The 17,412-nt window shown below is 39.5% G+C and carries 16 protein-coding genes and 1 tRNA gene; 7 read left to right on the top strand and 10 right to left on the bottom strand.

What is annotated here, in order from left to right; translation table 11 throughout:
- The first annotated feature begins 84 nt into the window (after positions 1-84).
- Positions 85-1,119, top strand: a complete 1,035-nt coding sequence (gene galE / locus HPSH112_RS05335) for a UDP-glucose 4-epimerase GalE (RefSeq protein WP_001196150.1) — start codon at positions 85-87, stop codon at positions 1,117-1,119.
- Here galE and truA read toward each other — a convergent pair.
- From truA to HPSH112_RS05315, 4 genes are read right to left on the bottom strand one after another with little or no spacing between them, the layout of a single operon-like run.
- On the bottom strand, positions 1,113-1,841 hold the full coding sequence (gene truA, locus HPSH112_RS05330) for a tRNA pseudouridine(38-40) synthase TruA (RefSeq protein WP_001203291.1): 729 nt from the start codon (positions 1,839-1,841) through the stop codon (positions 1,113-1,115). The genes galE and truA overlap by 7 nt on opposite strands.
- On the bottom strand, positions 1,842-2,879 hold the full coding sequence (locus tag HPSH112_RS05325; protein WP_000589914.1) for an LptF/LptG family permease: 1,038 nt from the start codon (positions 2,877-2,879) through the stop codon (positions 1,842-1,844).
- 10 nt (positions 2,880-2,889) lie between these two features.
- Positions 2,890-3,519: a protein-L-isoaspartate O-methyltransferase gene (gene pcm / locus HPSH112_RS05320; protein ID WP_001084600.1), complete on the bottom strand. Its 630-nt coding sequence runs from the start codon at positions 3,517-3,519 to the stop codon at positions 2,890-2,892.
- A 9-nt stretch (positions 3,520-3,528) separates the two neighbouring features.
- The gene (locus HPSH112_RS05315; protein ID WP_000454022.1) at positions 3,529-4,554 is read right to left on the bottom strand and encodes a ribonucleotide-diphosphate reductase subunit beta; all 1,026 of its coding nucleotides are present in this window, start codon (positions 4,552-4,554) and stop codon (positions 3,529-3,531) included.
- Positions 4,555-4,755: 201 nt separating this feature from the next.
- Between HPSH112_RS05315 and HPSH112_RS05310 the strand changes: the two genes are divergently transcribed.
- A tRNA-Leu gene (locus HPSH112_RS05310) sits at positions 4,756-4,840 on the top strand.
- Positions 4,841-4,876: 36 nt separating this feature from the next.
- Here the strand turns inward: HPSH112_RS05310 and pseC are convergent.
- The 4 genes from pseC to accB form a co-directional block, all read right to left on the bottom strand.
- Positions 4,877-6,004, bottom strand: coding sequence for a UDP-4-amino-4,6-dideoxy-N-acetyl-beta-L-altrosamine transaminase (pseC, locus tag HPSH112_RS05305; protein WP_000657233.1), 1,128 nt, complete (start codon positions 6,002-6,004; stop codon positions 4,877-4,879).
- A complete protein-coding gene (locus tag HPSH112_RS05300) occupies positions 6,001-6,600 on the bottom strand; it encodes a hypothetical protein (protein ID WP_014662268.1) in 600 nt (199 codons plus the stop codon). The genes pseC and HPSH112_RS05300 overlap by 4 nt, the downstream gene beginning before the upstream one ends.
- A 121-nt stretch (positions 6,601-6,721) precedes the next feature.
- Positions 6,722-8,089: an acetyl-CoA carboxylase biotin carboxylase subunit gene (locus tag HPSH112_RS05295; protein WP_001031237.1), complete on the bottom strand. Its 1,368-nt coding sequence runs from the start codon at positions 8,087-8,089 to the stop codon at positions 6,722-6,724.
- Positions 8,090-8,094: 5 nt separating this feature from the next.
- Entirely contained in the window at positions 8,095-8,565 is a 471-nt protein-coding gene (accB, locus tag HPSH112_RS05290; protein ID WP_001053827.1) for an acetyl-CoA carboxylase biotin carboxyl carrier protein, read from the bottom strand.
- Positions 8,566-8,694: 129 nt separating this feature from the next.
- Here accB and dcd point away from each other — a divergent pair, with 129 nt between their 5' ends.
- Together dcd and HPSH112_RS05280 are read left to right on the top strand one after the other, a co-directional pair.
- Positions 8,695-9,261, top strand: a complete 567-nt coding sequence (gene dcd / locus HPSH112_RS05285; RefSeq protein WP_000523111.1) for a dCTP deaminase — start codon at positions 8,695-8,697, stop codon at positions 9,259-9,261.
- 158 nt (positions 9,262-9,419) lie between these two features.
- Entirely contained in the window at positions 9,420-11,648 is a 2,229-nt protein-coding gene (locus tag HPSH112_RS05280; RefSeq protein WP_000943636.1) for a porin family protein, read from the top strand.
- A 23-nt stretch (positions 11,649-11,671) separates the two neighbouring features.
- Here HPSH112_RS05280 and HPSH112_RS05275 read toward each other — a convergent pair whose 3' ends face one another.
- Positions 11,672-12,352, bottom strand: coding sequence for a 16S rRNA (uracil(1498)-N(3))-methyltransferase (locus tag HPSH112_RS05275; protein ID WP_001213207.1), 681 nt, complete (start codon positions 12,350-12,352; stop codon positions 11,672-11,674).
- Positions 12,353-12,784: a hypothetical protein gene (locus HPSH112_RS05270; RefSeq protein WP_000890099.1), complete on the bottom strand. Its 432-nt coding sequence runs from the start codon at positions 12,782-12,784 to the stop codon at positions 12,353-12,355. It lies immediately after the preceding gene.
- A 55-nt stretch (positions 12,785-12,839) separates the two neighbouring features.
- Here HPSH112_RS05270 and hemH point away from each other — a divergent pair, with 55 nt between their 5' ends.
- The 3 genes from hemH (at position 12,840) to HPSH112_RS05255 (ending at position 17,410) form a co-directional block, all read left to right on the top strand.
- Positions 12,840-13,847, top strand: coding sequence for a ferrochelatase (hemH, locus tag HPSH112_RS05265; RefSeq protein ID WP_000052774.1), 1,008 nt, complete (start codon positions 12,840-12,842; stop codon positions 13,845-13,847).
- Positions 13,848-13,919: 72 nt separating this feature from the next.
- Positions 13,920-14,591: a SoxW family protein gene (locus tag HPSH112_RS05260; protein ID WP_000492166.1), complete on the top strand. Its 672-nt coding sequence runs from the start codon at positions 13,920-13,922 to the stop codon at positions 14,589-14,591.
- Positions 14,592-14,599: 8 nt separating this feature from the next.
- The gene (locus tag HPSH112_RS05255) at positions 14,600-17,410 is read left to right on the top strand and encodes a cytochrome c biogenesis protein (RefSeq protein ID WP_000838572.1); all 2,811 of its coding nucleotides are present in this window, start codon (positions 14,600-14,602) and stop codon (positions 17,408-17,410) included.
- The last annotated feature ends 2 nt before the right edge of the window (positions 17,411-17,412 follow it).

The raw sequence follows: 17,412 nt of genomic DNA, 5'->3' as shown, positions 1-17,412 counted from the left end.
AAACTTTCTTAAAAAATCCTTAAATAATAAATGGGATTAAGATGTTATAATACTCGTTATTTTTTCATTTCAAAAGGGGTTTTTATGGCATTATTATTCACAGGGGCGTGCGGGTATATAGGCTCGCATACCGCAAGGGCGTTTTTAGAAAAGACCAAAGAAAACATCGTTATTGTAGATGATCTCAGCACCGGTTTTTTAGAGCACCTCAAAGCGTTAGAACATTACTACCCTAATAGGGTTGTGTTTGTTCAAGCCAATTTGAATGAAACGCAAAAAATGGACGCATTTTTGAATAAACAGCAGCTAAAAGACCCCATTGAAGCTATCTTGCACTTTGGGGCTAAAATCTCAGTAGAAGAATCCATGCGCTTGCCTTTAGAATACTACACCAACAACACGCTCAACACTTTAGAGCTTGTCAAACTTTGTTTAAAACATGCGATCAAGCGTTTTATTTTTTCTTCTACGGCCGTGGTTTATGGCGAGTCTGATTTTAGCTTGAATGAAGAAAGCCCCTTAAACCCCATTAATCCTTATGGAGCGTCTAAAATGATGAGCGAAAGGATTTTGTCAGACACTTCTAAAATAGCGGATTTTAAATGCGTTATTTTGCGCTATTTCAATGTGGCTGGAGCATGCATGCACAATGATTATTCCACCCCTTACACGCTGGGCCAACGCACGCTCAACGCCACGCATTTGATCAAAATCGCATGCGAATGCGCGGTGGGGAAAAGGAAAAAAATGGGGATTTTTGGCACTAACTACCCCACAAGAGATGGCACTTGCATTAGGGATTATATCCATGTAGATGATTTGGCTAGTGCGCATTTAGCGAGCTATCAAACCCTTTTAGAAAAAAATAAGAGCGAGATCTATAATGTCGGCTACAATCAAGGCCATAGCGTGAAAGAAGTGATAGAAAAGGTTAAAGAAATCTCAAACAACGATTTTTTAGTGGAAATTTTAGACAAACGACAGGGCGATCCAGCAAGCCTTATTGCCAATAACGCTAAAATCTTACAAAATACCACCTTCAAACCCCTTTATAACAACCTAGACACCATTATCAAAAGCGCTCTAGATTGGGAAGAGCATCTCTTGAGATTTCAATAATACACCCTGTGCAAATACAAGCCATTAGCCATTATGGGCGTTCTTATAGTGGCTTTGATGTTGTGGATTTGCGCTTGAATTTCAGCGAGCGTGATTTTTTCTAAGGAGTATTGGACGCACGCTTGAACGATCAAACGCACGCTAGAGCGCAAAAACGCATCGCCAATGATTTTAAACACCACGCACTCATGCCCTATGATAAAGGTTTTATAAGCAAAAGCGTTAAAAATAGCGCGTTTAGGATTGGTTATCGCCCCGCCTTCTTTTTTAAACATGGAAAAATCATGCTTGCCTGTGAATTGCTTTAAAGCGGTGTTTAATGCATCCAGTGAGCCATAATCCCCACAAGCGATATAAGGCGCTAAAAAAGGCGTTTTTAAATTCTTCGTCAAAAGGTAACGATACGCTCTTTTTTGAGCGTCAAAACGCGCATGGAAGTTTTTTTCTTCTAGCCTTTTTAAGACAACATGCGGGGCGAGTTTAGGGGCTAGATGATAAAATAATTTAGCGGCATTCCAGTGTTTTTGAGTGTAAAAAGACAAAACCTGGTTGTTGGCATGCACGCCTTTATCCGTGCGCCCAGCCGCTATGACTGTGCTTTTAATCCCTAGCGCATTTAAAGCGCTCTCTATCTTATCTTGAACGCCGAGTTTGTTGGGCTGTTTGGCATAGCCTAAAAAATACGCCCCATCATAAGCGATAGTAGCCTTAAAACAACGCATTCAATAACGCTTTAAAATGAATTTTCTAAACAACAAATAAGAGACAAACGCCCAAATAAAGGGGAAGAAAAAGGTCATTAAAAACAAATCCGTAGAAATCACATGCACCATTAAAAAATAAACCCCAACCGCTCCAAGGACATAAAAATAACTCCAATTCGTTTTGAATCGTGGGTTGGCGATGCCAAATAAGGGGATTAAAAACACGCTCGCTAAAGGGAACAATGAAACTAAAATCGCTTGAGAAAAACGGCGTTTTTGATTTTTATTAGCGTTTTTACCAAAGGCTTTTTTCCAATAACCCAAATAATCCGTGCCTTGCAAATAGGCCGCATCATTAGAATTGAAAGACTTGAGCTTGTTGCGCAAATGCAATTCTTCAAAATCCACTTTACGCATTTTATCGCCTTGAGTGAAATACGCATGCCCGCTGTATAAATTCAATTCAAACACGCCGTTTTGGTTGTTGATATTGCCTTTTTGAGCCAGAATGAAGCTTTCTTGAGAGAGGCTTTTATTGGAAAAAAGCACTAAATTATCATAGGAATTGTTCTCAGCTTTATCCACATACACGAGCCAATCGCCTAATTTTTGCCCAAACTCACCCGCTCTGATGTTAATATCAATCTTGTCTTTTTTTTGACGCAAAAACCCGTAATAAGCGCTCTTAGAAGTGGGGATTAAAATAAGCGAAAACACCAATAAAATCGCGCTCACTAACAAACTTAAAGGCACAAACGCTTTAGTCATTTTTTTAGGCGAAACCCCTAAAGAGAAAAACACCAACAATTCATGGTCATAGCTAAGCCTTGAAAGCCCTAAAGCGCAAGCCGCAAAAAAAGTGATCGGCAAAATAAAAAAAATGGTTCCAGGCAAGGAATACAAAAAGAGTTGCACCAGATCCAAAAAGCTCACTTTAATCACGAGCGTTACGCTTGCAATACTGATTAATAGCACGATAGAGGAGATGAAAAACAGCACTAAAAAGAAAGAGAAAAAGACTTGCGAAACCGCCATGAAAAGATAGTGTTTAATCATGCCTTAATCTTTATTGCACCCCATCTACAACAGGCACAAACAAGCATTTTTCTAACACTTTTTGGACGCGCAAGGCGTTATTTTGCTTCACAAAGCGTTTGATCACTTGCTCGTTATTTTCTTGAATGGGCGCGACTAATATCCCGCCTTCTTCAAGCTGATCAATCAGGGCTTGAGGGATATTTTTAGCGCAAGCAGAGAACAAAATCCTATCATAGGGGGCGTATTGATCCCAGCCTTTATTCCCATCAGCGAATTTAACATGAACATTGTTTAAACCGAGAGTTTTAAGGCGCAAACGCGCTTCTATATACAGGCTTTCAATCCTTTCAATGCTAAAAACGCGCCTGAAAATTTGAGAAAGCACCGCCGCTTGATAGCCGCTCCCGCAGCCAATTTCTAGCACGCTATCCACATGATCAATTTCTAAATATTGCGTCATTTTGGCCACGGTTAGGGGCGAAGAAATGTATTGTTGCGCTTGCATAGAAAGCGCGTTTAAAGTGTAAGCAAAATGTTTAAAAGGGGCTGGCACAAAAACTTCCCTTTCAATGCTCTCCATGGCCTCTCTCACTTTGGGGTGCAAATTGAAACGCTTATTGATTTCTTCACACATCAAATGGTTTTTAATACTGTTCAAACAAACCCCTTAAAAATCATCAAAACTCACGCTCCCTTTAGCGTAATTACTCACCCTAGCTTCAAAGAAATTAGAGCGCTGCTCGTTGAAACTTGAAAAGCTCTCTACCCATTTAATGGGGTGTTGGACGCCATAAACCTTAGCGATACCCACCTTACTCAAACGGCTATCCGCTAAAAACTGGATGTATTGCTCAATCAAGCTTGAAGTGAGCCCTAAAATCTTGCCTTGCGTGATATAATCCCCCCATGAAGCTTCAATTTCTACCGCTTTTTTAAACATTCCTATGACTTCATTAATCAATTGCGGCGTGAAGAGATCCGCTCTTTCATTCCTTAAAGCGTTGATCATGTTTTGGAATAAAATCAAATGCGTTACCTCATCTCTTTGGATAAAACGAATCATTTGCGCTGATCCTAGCATCTTACCGCTTCTAGCCAAAGTGTAAAAATAGCTAAACCCGCTATAAAAATAAATCCCCTCTAAAATCTGGTTCGCAAAAAGCGCTTTGAGAATGTTTTCTTCTGTAGGGTTTTTGGCTAATTCCATATACACTTGCGCGATATAGTCATTCTTGCTTTTTAATTGCATGTCGTTACGCCACATATCATAAATTTCTTCAGTATTCGCGCTTATGCTTTCTACCATCACCGCATACGCATGGCTGTGTAAGGCTTCTTCATAAGCTTGACGCACCAAACACAAATTGATTTCAGGGCTAGTGATAAAGGGATTGACATTATCAATTAAATTATTGGTTTGCAAGCTGTCCATAAAAATGAGTTGCGCTAAAGCTCTGTCATAGCCGATCTTTTCTTCTGCGCTTAATTTCAAATAATCCCTTTTGTCATCATTCATGCTCACTTCTTCAGCAAACCAGGTGTTAGCGAGCATCGTTTTCCACAAATGATCCGCCCATTGATACTTGATCTTATTCAAATCAAACATGCTTGTAGGATTGCCCCCAAAAATCTTTCTTTCATTCACACTTTCTGTAGAATTGGGGTTGTAAATTTTCTTGCGTGAAACTTCCATTTTGTTCCTTAATTTCCTTAAAACTATCTAATGATATAGCCTTGTTAGAATACCTTAAAAGAATTTAAAACTCCCTAAAGCCAGAAAAAACTCCAAATTTTAAGAAGCTTCAATTTTTCAGTATTTTTAAAGGATTAAACAGCTAAAATACTGCTTCTTTGTTTTCTACTTCTTATTTATGTGCGCGATTGCGTGCGGTGTGCGGAAGTGGCGAAATTGGTAGACGCACTAGACTTAGGATCTAGCGCCGCAAGGCATGAAGGTTCGATTCCTTTCTTCCGCACCATTCTTAATGATTAAAATTTGAAGCCCTAAATGGAACTCATTCTATCTTAAGATCCTCAAAAGTTTTTAAAACGCCATGAGCGATGTTTTGAACGCTCTCTAAATCTAAATTCGCATGACAAGGTAAGGAAATTTCAGTGCGATAAAAATCCTCTGCACTTTTTAAGGGGGCTGTGTTAAAGAGCTGTTGATACAATTGGTATTGGTAAATGGGCTTGTAATGCACTTGGGCTAAAATGCCACGCTTGTGCAAATTTTCTAAAATGAGTTTTTTGCATGTAAAAAATTTTTGGCGCATTAAAATAGGATAAAGGTGGTTAGAGCTTTTATCTTTTAACAAGGGGTGTAAAGGGGTGAAATAGGGGTTATCTTTAAAAATCCTATCATAAACTAGAGCGATTTCTTCTCTTTTTTGCATTAAAAGGGGGGCTTTTTTAAGCTGGCTCAAACCCAAAGCGCTTTGGATTTCATTCAAGCGGAAGTTATGCCCTATGCTTTTGACTTCGCCTTCAAAAAAATCTTTTTTGAGCATGCCATGAGAGCGAAACAATTTCATTTTTTCATACAATTCGCTATCGTTAGTAACGACCGCTCCCCCTTCAGCCGTAGTGATAGGCTTAATGGCATGGAAACTAAACACGCTCGCTAACGCAAAGTCTCCCACTTTTTTGTTTTGATACTCGCTCCCTAGAGCATGCGAGCTGTCAGAAAGAAAACTCAAAGAATGCCTTTTGCAAAGCTTTTGAATGCTTCCTACTTCCACGCTTTTACCGGCATAATCCACGCTCACTATGGCTTTGGTTTTTTCGTTAATGAGCTTTTCTAGGGCTAATTCATCTATATTGCCATCGTTTTTAATTTCAGCAAATACGGGTTTGTAACCGCTTTCTAAAAGCATGTTAGCCGTCGCTACAAAGCTTATAGGGGTGGTGATTATTTCATTGCAATCAGCGTTAAAATCGCTAAAATTCCTATAGAGCGTTAAAAGGGCTGAAGTCGCGCTGTTAAACACTAACGCATGCTTAACGCCTAAAAACTCGCACAAAGCTTCTTCAAACAAAAGAGAGCGTTTGCCTTGCGTGAGCTGTTTGGAATTTAAAACCTCTAAAACAGCCTTTTTATCTTCTTCATCTAAACAAGGCTCGCTATAAGCAAACTCTTTCAAGCGAGCAAGTCTTGCAAGCGAGATGGGGTGATCTTGCTTGTGTCATGGACATCTTGGAATTTTTGAGCGTTCAGTCTTGTTTTATCTAAGGTGTTGTATTCCTTGTTTAAATGATTCGTTTCAGCGAGCTGTTTTTTCCACTGGTGCAAAGAGTTTTGAATGTTTTCTTTCTCACTTTCTAATGATTTGGAAAATTTTTCCAAAGCCTTCGTGTCGTCAATGTCAATATTATTAGGGAGTTTCAAACTATCATTGCCTGATTTTTGATTGAAAGAATCAATCGCTTTATTCAAACGGCTTTTAAAATGCTCAAAATCGCTTCGATCTTTTTCATTATTATGAGCGTAAGCTTTAGAAATCCCCACCAATTCTTTAGCGTCTTTATCCATGCCCTTTAAGCTTTTAAGACGGCTTTCTAAATCCCCTATGGCTAGGTTATCCTGCTTGGCTTGTTTGGCTAATTTGATTTTTTCATCACTCTCTGAAAGATTTTGAATTTCCTTATTTTCTTCTTTTCTTGTGCGCGAACTAACCCTTTGGGTGTGGTAATCCCTCATCATCAAAGACGGGTTATAATTATTTGAAATCTTAGACATCCTATCCTCCACTTCATCGGTTTTTCTTAAAGACAAGATAAGCAAACTCTATTCCTAAAAACATTATAACCAATTTGATCGTTTAAAATCCTTAAATCATGCTTAAGAAAATCCTTAAAACTTAAAAATTTTCTTCTAAATACTTCGTGTGGATTTTTGCTTGCCTGAAATCCGCATTTTCAAGCATTTCAAGGTGGAAAGGAATGGTCGTTTTAATGCCTTCTACCTTAAATTCCTTTAAAGCCCTTTTCATCTTAGCGATCGCTCTTTCTCTGTTTTCCCCCCACACAATGAGCTTGCCAATCATAGAATCATAGTGCGTAGGCACGACATAATTAGCATGCGCGTGCGAATCAAGGCGCACATTCACCCCACCAGGGGCGATCCATTCGGTGATTTTACCCGGGCTTGGGTAGAATTTTTTAGGATCTTCTGCAGTGATTCTGCATTCTATCGCATGCCCTTTGAGAGAAAAGCTTTCTTGCTTGGGCAATTCCTCGCCTTGAGCGATTTTAATCATCCATTCAATGAGGTTTAACCCGCTCACCATTTCGCTAATGGTGTGTTCCACTTGCAAACGAGTGTTCATCTCCATGAAGTAAAAATCTTCCATGTTAGAATCGAGCAAAAATTCAAAAGTCCCAGCCCCCACATAACCGATATATTTAGCGGCCTTGATCGCTGTTTCTAGCAAACGCTTACGAACGCCCTCTTCTAAAACCACTGCCGGGGTTTCTTCAATGAGCTTTTGCTGGCGTCTTTGCACCGAACAATCCCTTTCGCCCACATGAATGACATTGCCATGCTTATCGGCTAGAATTTGGACTTCAATGTGTTTAGGCTTGTTGATGAATTTTTCTAAATACACGCTCCCATCGCCAAACGCGCTCAAAGCTTCCGTTTCTGCGGCTAGATAAAGATTTTTAAGCTTGGATTTATCTTCTACGACGCGCATGCCTCTCCCGCCCCCACCAGCGGCCGCTTTAATGATGACAGGGTAGCCGATTTTATCAGCGATTTCTTCAGCTTCTTGATAGCTTTTAAGCAACCCATCACTGCCCTCAATCACAGGCATGCCGGCTTCTTTCATCACGCTTTTGGCTTTGGATTTGTCGCTCATTAAAGCCATGACTTTTGCGCTTGGGCCAATAAATTCTAAAGAATGGTGCGAGCAAATCTCTACAAAATTCTGATTCTCGCTCAAAAACCCATACCCGGGGAAAATCGCATCCGCTTCAAACAATTCCGCCGCACTAATGATCGCAGGGATATTCAAGTAACTCTCGCTGGATTTTGCCCCTCCTATACACACTTTTGCGTTAGCTGTATTGAGGTAGTGGGCGTCCTTGTCAGCGATAGAATAAATGGCTATGGATTCTTTACCCATTTCTTGAATGGTTTGGATCGCTCTTAAAGCGATCTCGCCTCTATTAGCGATCAAAATGCGCGAAAGCTCTTTTTTTTCTACCTTTTTATTTTCTTTATTCATGGGTTTTAAAGCTTTTCAACTTTGATGAGTTTCGTGCCGTATTCTACCGGCTGGGCGTCCCCCACTTCAACAGAAACCACCTTGCAAGGGTATTCCACTTCAATTTCATTCATGATTTTCATCGCTTCTACAATGCCCACGATTTGCCCTTTTTTAAGCGTATCGCCCGCTTTGACATAAGGCTCAGCCCCAGGTGAAGGCGCATGATAAAAAGTGCCTACCATAGGCGAAAGCACGAAATCTTCTTTTTTATCCACAATAGGGGTGCATACCATAGGCACAGGGGTTTGAACGCTTGGCATGCTCGCTTCTACCATAATGGGGGCTGGAGAATGGGCAGGATTTAACGCATTTTTTTTCGTATAAGCGGATTCTTTATCCAAAACCAACTCAAAATGCTCGTGCTTTAATTTCAAATGCCCTAAATCAGAAGCTTTAAATTCTTTGATCAACTCTTCAATTTCAGAAAGGTTCATAACGATTTATTCCTTATATTGTTTTAAAATATGCCACAAACACATAATCTTACTAACCATAAGCGTTTTTAGCAAAAAATTATTGTTATAATAACATAATTATTAACAAACTTTAAAGGCTTTGTGCGTATGGGATTGAAAGCGGATTCTTGGATTAAAAAAATGAGTTTAGAGCATGGCATGATTAGCCCTTTTTGCGAAAAACAAGTCGGTAAGAATGTGATCAGCTATGGTTTGAGTAGTTATGGGTATGATATTAGAGTGGGGAGCGAGTTCATGCTCTTTGATAACAAAAACGCTTTAATTGACCCTAAAAACTTTGACCCCAACAACGCGACTAAAATTGATGCGAGCCAAGAGGGTTTTTTTATCTTACCCGCTAACGCGTTCGCCCTAGCCCATACGATAGAGTATTTTAAAATGCCTAAAGACACCTTAGCGATTTGTTTGGGCAAAAGCACTTACGCCAGGTGCGGGATTATTGTGAATGTTACGCCTTTTGAGCCGGAATTTGAAGGCTATATCACGATTGAAATTTCTAACACCACCAATCTACCGGCTAAAGTCTATGCCAATGAGGGGATCGCGCAAGTGGTGTTTTTGCAAGGCGATGAAGTGTGTGAGCAAAGTTATAAAGACAGAGGCGGTAAGTATCAAGGGCAAGTGGGAATCACTTTGCCTAAAATTTTAAAGTGATTTGAAGGAAGATAAAAGCGCTTATCTTTTGGGTGTTGTTTATTTTTTAATACAAGCAATACCGCAATTTCTCAAAAATGTATTATAATACGAAACTTCAGTTTGATTGAGTCACAAACTCTTTGAAAACAAAACGCTAAACCATTTAGGAAATTACCATGCTAAGATTCGTTAGTAAAACGATTTGCTTGTCTTTAATCGGCTTGTTCAACCCTTTAGAAGCCTTTCAAAAACACCAAAAAGACGGCTTTTTTATAGAAGCCGGGTTTGAAACCGGGTTATTAGAAGGCGCGCAAACTAAAGAAGAAGCGACAGCTCAAAACACCCAAAAAATCCAAAAAAACCCCCTAACCCACCCACAAACTAACGAACAACCTAAAGAACAAAACAAAAGCGATACAGCCACCCCACAAAGCGTTTATGGGAGATACTACATCCTCCAAAGCACCATTTTAGAAAAAGCGACTGAGTTATTCACGGCGGCTAATATCAACGGCAACGGCTTAACTTTTTATTCTCAAAACCCTGTGTATGTGATGGCATACAATAAGGATAATGCCGAGTTTGAAGGCTATGGCAATAACAGCGTGGTTGTGATACAAAACTTTCTGCCCTACAATTTAAACAATATTGAGCTGAGTTATACAGACGCTCAAGGCAAGGTAGTCAATTTAGGCGTGATAGAAACTATCCCTAAAGATTCTCAAATCATTCTGCCGGCAAGCCTGTTTAATAATTTTTCAAACGATTCGCCATTCAACTCTGATGGCCTCCAACAACTCCAAACCACTACCACCCCCTTTTCTGACGCTAACACGCAGAGTTTGTTTGAAAAGCTCAGTCAAATCACGACCAATCTTCAAATGACTTATGAGAATACAGACCCATTTTCTAGCGGCAACAATGATCCTAGTGGCCCTCTTGCTTCTCCTAAACCTCATTATGAATGCCCTGGTTATAAAAAGAGTTGTCAAGTCGCTTCGGTGTCTTTCACCCCACAAACCGCAGAAGAATTGACCAATTTAATGTTAGATATGATTGCGGTGTTTGACTCCAAATCTTGGGAAGAAGCCGTTTTAAACGCCCCTTTCCAATTCGCTAACAGCCCATCAGAGTGCGGTATTGATTACCCTAAATGCGTGAATCCTTTTAATAACGGGCTTGTTGATCCTAAAGATGAAAAATATGTGCTAACCCCAGAAGAAGTTATCAATAGTTATAGAGTCGCTAATGAGCTTACGGTGAATCTCTTGAATGCGGCCAAGGGGTTTTTAGGGCTAGGATCCCAACTAGGTAGCACAAACGCTCCCGGTGATAATGGCTTCAATCAAGGTGTTTTAGGGATAGCGCCTTTTGCCTTAAACCCTGAAAAATTGTTTGGCAAAAATTTGAATAAAGTTGTCATTTTGGCATTAAGAGATATTATCCATGAATACGGCCATACTTTAGGTTATACCCATAATGGGAACATGACTTATCAAAGGGTGCGCTTGTGCCAAGAAGGAAACGGGCCAGAAGTGCGGTGTGAAGGCGGGCATGAAGTGGAGAAAAACGGGAAAGAAGAGCTAGAATTTAGTAACGGGCATGAAGTGCGAGATCATGATGGTTACGACTATAATGTTTGCTCTCGTTTTGGCGGCAAAAATCAGCCCGCTTTCCCTAGCAATTACCCCAATTCCATCTATACGAATTGCGCTCAAGTCCCCGCTGGGCTTATAGGGGTTACCACCGCTGTCTGGCAACAGCTCATCAATCAAAACGCCCTGCCCATTAATTTCGCTAATTTGAGCAGCCAAGCCAACTATTTAGACGCCAGTTTGAACGCAGGAGCTTTTGTTGGCTCTGTGTTTAATGCGTTCAATCAAAGCTTTCCAACTTCTAGCGTCTCACAATCTTTTAGAAGCCCTATTTTAGGGGTTAATGTTAAGATAGGCTACCAACATTATTTCAACGACTACATAGGGTTAGCCTATTATGGCATCATCAAATACAACTACGCTCAAGCTAACGATGAAAAAATCCAACAATTAAGCTATGGTGGGGGAATGGATGTGTTGTTTGATTTCATCACCACTTATACCCATAAAAAGCAAGGCAATCCCACTAAAAAAGTTTTTGCTTCCTCTTTTGGGGTGTTTGGAGGGTTAAGGGGCTTATACAATAGCTACTATGTTTTCAACCAAGTCAAAGGAAGCGGTAATTTAGATATAGTTACCGGGTTTAATTACCGCTACAAGCATTCTAAATATTCTGTAGGCATTAGCGTTCCTTTAATCCAAAGCGATATTAAAATCGCTTCTAATAATGGCATCTATGCGGACTCTGTTGTTTTGAATGAAGGGGGCAGTCATTTTAAAGTGTTTTTTAATTACGGGTGGATTTTCTAGGATTTAAAACCCCCAATAACCCCCTAAACTTGCGCGACACTCGCCACGAACACGCATGCACTCTCAGATTTTAGCACCATATCCAACGGGATGCGATAAATTTCGCGCTCTTTAAAATACCCTCTTTCTTGTTCGCTAAAGCCCCCTTCAGGCCCTATGATAACGCCCTTTTCAAAACCCACGCTTGCGGGTAAGGTTTCGCCCTTAAAATCCAAAACGCTCGCCTTTGGGTAAGCTTTTAACATCTCTTTAGTGTTTGGAAACACTTCCAATTCCATTAAAGCGCTCCTACCGCATTGCTCGCAAGAATGAATCAAAATTTTTTGAAAGCGTTCTAATTTGGCGCTGTCTATTTTTTCATTGCGTTGGCTAAAATCCGCATAGAATAAACTCAACTTGCTCACGCCTAACTGGTTTAAAAAGGGTAGAATTTTTTCAATGCTTTTGATTTCAATCACGCTTAAAATCAAATGCGTTTTTTTACTAGCCATAACCTCTAACGCTTGCGCGCCCACCAGCCTTAAAAGGGCGTGTTTTTTAGTGATTTCTGCATGCTCATAGGTGTATAAAAAGCCGTCTTTTAAATTTCTTAAATCCAAACGACTCGCGCTTTTGACGCGTCTTGAGCGGTATAAATGCGTATAACTCTCGCCTTCTATTTTTAAAACAGGCTCTTTGGCTAAAGGGTGATAGACAAAACGCATTCAAAGGCTCATTAACACAACAATAAGAATCGTTTCTAAAAAATACAGGATTTTAGCTTTTTTAATATACGCCTCCATCCTTTCTTTTTTAGTGATAGCGAATTTCACGCTTTTATGGCGTTTGATTTCTGCTATAAGCATCAACAACAGCCCTAAAAGCATGACAACAGCCCTAAAAGAAAATTCAAATTGTTGCATCGCCCAAATAAAAATCCCGCTCAAAAGAGCGATGCTTAAAAGAATGTAAATCGCTGGCATGACAAGATAGATTTTTCGGTTTAATTGGATAAAATTCTTTTCTTTAAAAAGGGTGTAAAGATTGATCATAAAGGCTAGGGCAAGCAAGGCAGCAAAAAAGGCATGGATAAGCAAGGATTGAGCCATCACAGAAGAATCTTGTGTATTTAATGCTTGCAAACTTATCTCTAACATTAACTTCTTTCTAACGATTTGTTTTTTATTAATTGTTTTATTTTAGCATGCCCTAATGAGTTTAATCAATGAAAAGCTTAATAATTTAGAAAATAACGCCACAAAATTCCCTAAAGAAGCGGTCATTCTTTTGAATATGGGAGGGCCTAACAGCCTTTATGAAGTGGGGGTGTTTTTAAAAAACATGTTTGATGACCCCTTTATCCTTACCATTAAAAATAATTTTATGCGTAAAATGGTGGGTAAAATGATCGTCAATAGCCGCATAGAAAAATCCAAAAAAATCTATGAAAAATTAGGAGGCAAATCCCCTTTAACGCCTATCACATTCGCCCTTACAGAGCGTTTGAACAAATTAGATCCTTCTCGCTTTTACGCTTATGCGATGCGTTATACCCCCCCTTATGCGTCTATGGTCTTGCAAGATTTAGCCTTAAAAGAGGTAGAAAGCTTGGTGTTTTTTTCCATGTATCCGCAATATTCTAGCACCACCACCCTTTCTAGTTTCAATGACGCTTTTAACGCCCTAAAAGCTTTAGAAACTTTCCGCCCTAAAGTGCGGGTAATAGAGCGTTTTTATGCCAGTAAAAAGCTTAATGAAATCATTTTAAACACGATTTTAAGCACCCTAAACAACCGCAAAAGCCAGGATTTTGTCTTAATTTTTTCCGTCCATGGCTTACCTAAAAGCGTTATTGATGCCGGCGATACTTACCAGCAAGAATGCGAACACCATGTGAATTTGTTAAAAGAGTTGGTGCAACAAAAAAATATTTCTTTTAAAGAAGTCTTACTCTCTTACCAATCCAAGCTAGGGCCTATGAAATGGCTAGAGCCAAGCACTGAAGAATTGATAGAAAAGCACCGCAAATCTCATATTATCATCTATCCTTTGGCTTTCACGATTGATAATTCTGAAACGATCTATGAATTAGACATGCAATACCGCTTGATGGCAGAGCGCTTGGCGGTTAAAGAGTATTTGGTTTGCCCATGCTTAAACGATTCCATAGAGTTTGCAAAATTTATCATTGAATTAGTGAATAACCTTAAAAGTGAGTGAAATTTGCATAAAAAGCGATGATTATAGTAAAATACCAAGTTTTCAAATCTATTAAAAAATAAAGGTTATTACATGTTTTCACTTTCTTATGTTTCCAAGAAATTTTTAAGCGTTTTGCTATTGATTTCGCTGTTTTTAAGCGCTTGCAAATCCAATAATAAGGACAAATTAGATGAAAATCTTTTAAGCTCCGGTTCTCAAAGCTCCAAAGAATTAAATGATGAGCGAGACAACATAGACAAAAAGAGCTATGCCGGTTTAGAAGATATTTTTTCAGACAATAAGTCCATTAGCCCTAACGATAAATACATGCTTTTAGTGTTTGGCCGTAATGGTTGCCACTATTGTGAAAGGCTTAAAAAAGATCTCAAAAATGTCAAAGAATTGAGCGACTATGTTAAAGAGCATTTTAGCGCTTACTATGTCAATATCAGCTACTCCAAAGAGCATAATTTTAAAGTCGGCGATAAGGATAAAAATGATGAAAAAGAAATCAAAATGTCCACAGAAGAATTAGCGCAAATTTATGCCGTCCAATCCACCCCTACGATTATTTTATCCGATAAAACTGGCAAAACCATCTATGAATTGCCCGGCTATATGCCCTCTACGCAATTTTTAGCGGTACTGGAATTTATCGGCGATGGGAAGTATCAAGACACAAAAAACGATGAGGATTTCACCAAAAAATTAAAGGCTTACATCAAGTATAAAACCAACCTTTCTAAAAACAAATCCAGCTAGGGAAACGCATGAAAAGCCTTAAGAACTTGGTTTATTTTTTGTTCGGTTCTTTTTGGGTCGCTATCCCTTTAATAGCACTCTATGCCTTAGCGTGCGCGATAGCCACTTTTATAGAAAACGATTACGGAACGAGCGCGAGTAAGGCGATTGTGTATAACACCCCTTGGTTTAATTTCTTGCATGCGTATTTGTTGGTGGTTTTAATAGGCACATTCATCAATTCCAAAGCCTTAGAGCGCAAAAGATACGCAAGCCTTTTTTTCCACAGCTCCTTGATTTTAATCATTTTAGGGGCAGCCATCACACGATTTTTTGGCGCAGAAGGGCTTATGCATGTGCGAGAAAATAGCGCGCAAAGCTCTTTTGAAAGCGCGGACACTTACCTTAATATCACTCTTAATGACACCACTAAACTTTCTTTAAAAACGCCTTTTACCTTTTATTATTCCAAACGATTAAGGCCCATTCATGCCACTTTAGATCACAAGCCTTTAATTTTAGAACCCTTAGAAATTTACAAGCAAAACGCCATTAAAAAAGATGACGCTGCTATTTTAGTGTTAAAAGCGACTTATAACGGCGTGAGCCACAAATTCAACCTCATTAAAACCAACAGGAATGAAGGCATAGAAGAAAGCGAAATGTTTAAAGACGACAAGCTTTCTTTAAGTTTTGGATCCGCTTACATTGAATTGCCTTTTCAAATCAAACTGAAGCGTTTTGAATTAGAACGCTACGCTGGCTCTATGAGCCCTTCATCTTACGCTTCAGAAGTGGAAGTTTTGAAATTGGATAACACTTTGATCAAACCTTATAGGATCTTTATGAACCATGTTTTAGATTATGAAGGCTATCGCTTTTTCCAATCTTCCTATGACACGGATGAAAAAGGCACGATCCTTTCTGTCAATAAAGACCCGGGTAAAATCCCCACTTATTTAGGGTATGCGATGCTTATTTTGGGGGCTTTGTGGTTGCTTTTGGATAAGAACGGGCGTTTTTTAAAGCTTTCACGCTTTTTAAAATCCCAACAAATCGCTAGTTTCTTGCTCGCTTTAATTTTAATCAGCCCTTTCACTTCTTCGTTCGCTAGTGAGACTCCAATTGACATGCATGGGGGCAAAAGCGCTCAAATAGAACGACAAAATGTAGAAAATCCCGCTAATAAAGAGGATTCTAAAAGCGCGATTTTAGAGCGTTTGAAGCATTTAAGAGAGTATTCCAAAGACCACTTAAAAGCCTTTCAAAGGCTTCAAGTCCAGGATTTTGACGGGCGTATCAAACCCCTTGACACCATTAGCATTGAATATATCCATAAGATTTTAAGGAAAGATGATTTTCAAGGGCTAAACGCCATGCAGGTGCTTTTAGGGATCATGTTTTTCCCCAATGATTGGCGCAGTATTAAGATGATTCACACTTCTAATAAAGCCTTAAGAAAGCTTATCGGTACGCCTTTAGATGAGAGCCGTATCGCTTTTAGAGATGTGTTTGATAGCCGTGGGTATAAATTAAAAAATCTTGTTGAAGAAGTCAATCAAAAATCCCCCAATGCGCGCAACGAGTTGGATAAAGATGTCTTAAAAGTAGATGAACGAATCAACTTAGTCTATACGCTTTTTAGCGCTCAATTTTTACGCATTTTCCCTAGCGATAAAACCACTGCTTGGCTCTCGCCCATTGAAGCGATTAACAGCCCTAATAAAGAAATTTCAAGCGTGGCAACGGAGTTTTTAAAAAATATTTTTAGCGGGTTTGATGACGCTTTAAAAACCAATCAGTGGGATAAAGTAGAAAAAACCCTAAAAGATTTAAGCATTTACCAACAAGAGCATGCCAAAAACCTCTATTTACCCTCTTCTAAAGTGGATTCTGAAATTTTTTTAAACCACACCAATTTTTTTAACAGCCTGACTTTGCCTTATATCCTTCTAGGGTTATTGCTTTTTATCGTTGTGGTCGGCTCTCTTGTTAAAAACACGATTCCAAATATTTGGCTCACTAAAATCCTTTATATTGCTATTTTGCTTTGCGCGATCGCTCATTCTATGGGGCTTGTTTTACGTTGGTATGTGAGCGGGCATTCGCCTTGGAGCAACGCTTATGAGTCCATGCTTTATATCGCATGGGCTTCTGTTATCGCAGGGTTTGTTTTACGCTCCAAACTCGCGCTATCGGCCTCTAGCTTTTTAGCCGGTATCGCGCTTTTTGTGGCCCATTTAGGCTTTATGGACCCTCAAATTGGCCATTTAGTGCCGGTGTTAAAATCCTATTGGCTCAATATCCATGTTTCTGTCATCACCGCTAGTTATGGCTTTTTGGGCTTGTGTTTTGTGCTAGGGATTTTGAGTTTGGTTTTGTTTATTTTGCGCAAACAAGGGCGTTTCAATTTGGACAAAACCATTCTCTCCATTAGCACTATCAATGAAATGAGCATGATTTTAGGCCTGTTCATGCTCACAGCCGGGAATTTCTTAGGCGGGGTGTGGGCGAATGAATCTTGGGGGCGCTATTGGGGGTGGGACCCTAAAGAAACTTGGGCGTTGATTTCTATTTGCGTCTATGCTTTAATCTTGCATTTGCGTTTTCTAGGCTCTCAAAATTGGCCCTTTATTTTAGCGAGCAGTAGCGTTCTAGGGTTTTATTCGGTTTTAATGACTTATTTTGGCGTGAATTACTACCTTTCTGGCTTGCACAGCTATGCCGCAGGCGATCCCTTGCCTATCCCCACTTTCTTATACTTTTTGGTAGCGATACCTTTTGCTCTTGTGATCTTGGCGTCTTTCAAACGCCATTTGAGTTTGCCTAAATTAGTTTAAAG

Source organism: Helicobacter pylori Shi112, from assembly GCF_000277405.1.
Lineage (GTDB): Bacteria > Campylobacterota > Campylobacteria > Campylobacterales > Helicobacteraceae > Helicobacter > Helicobacter pylori_C.
Note: the sequence above shows the minus strand (reverse complement) of the source record. Positions and strands in the feature narration are given on the sequence as shown.

Excerpts from the sequence above, each read along its gene's own strand:
- galE (WP_001196150.1), top strand. The coding sequence starts at position 85 with ATGGCATTATTATTCACAGGGGCGTGCGGGTATATAGGCTCGCATACC.
- truA (WP_001203291.1), bottom strand. The coding sequence starts at position 1,841 with ATGCGTTGTTTTAAGGCTACTATCGCTTATGATGGGGCGTATTTTTTA.
- HPSH112_RS05325 (WP_000589914.1), bottom strand. The coding sequence starts at position 2,879 with ATGATTAAACACTATCTTTTCATGGCGGTTTCGCAAGTCTTTTTCTCT.
- HPSH112_RS05315 (WP_000454022.1), bottom strand. The coding sequence starts at position 4,554 with ATGGAAGTTTCACGCAAGAAAATTTACAACCCCAATTCTACAGAAAGT.
- HPSH112_RS05300 (WP_014662268.1), bottom strand. The coding sequence starts at position 6,600 with ATGTCTAAGATTTCAAATAATTATAACCCGTCTTTGATGATGAGGGAT.
- HPSH112_RS05295 (WP_001031237.1), bottom strand. The coding sequence starts at position 8,089 with ATGAATAAAGAAAATAAAAAGGTAGAAAAAAAAGAGCTTTCGCGCATT.
- accB (WP_001053827.1), bottom strand. The coding sequence starts at position 8,565 with ATGAACCTTTCTGAAATTGAAGAGTTGATCAAAGAATTTAAAGCTTCT.
- dcd (WP_000523111.1), top strand. The coding sequence starts at position 8,695 with ATGGGATTGAAAGCGGATTCTTGGATTAAAAAAATGAGTTTAGAGCAT.
- HPSH112_RS05280 (WP_000943636.1), top strand. The coding sequence starts at position 9,420 with ATGCTAAGATTCGTTAGTAAAACGATTTGCTTGTCTTTAATCGGCTTG.
- HPSH112_RS05275 (WP_001213207.1), bottom strand. The coding sequence starts at position 12,352 with ATGCGTTTTGTCTATCACCCTTTAGCCAAAGAGCCTGTTTTAAAAATA.
- HPSH112_RS05270 (WP_000890099.1), bottom strand. The coding sequence starts at position 12,784 with ATGTTAGAGATAAGTTTGCAAGCATTAAATACACAAGATTCTTCTGTG.
- hemH (WP_000052774.1), top strand. The coding sequence starts at position 12,840 with ATGAGTTTAATCAATGAAAAGCTTAATAATTTAGAAAATAACGCCACA.
- HPSH112_RS05260 (WP_000492166.1), top strand. The coding sequence starts at position 13,920 with ATGTTTTCACTTTCTTATGTTTCCAAGAAATTTTTAAGCGTTTTGCTA.
- HPSH112_RS05255 (WP_000838572.1), top strand. The coding sequence starts at position 14,600 with ATGAAAAGCCTTAAGAACTTGGTTTATTTTTTGTTCGGTTCTTTTTGG.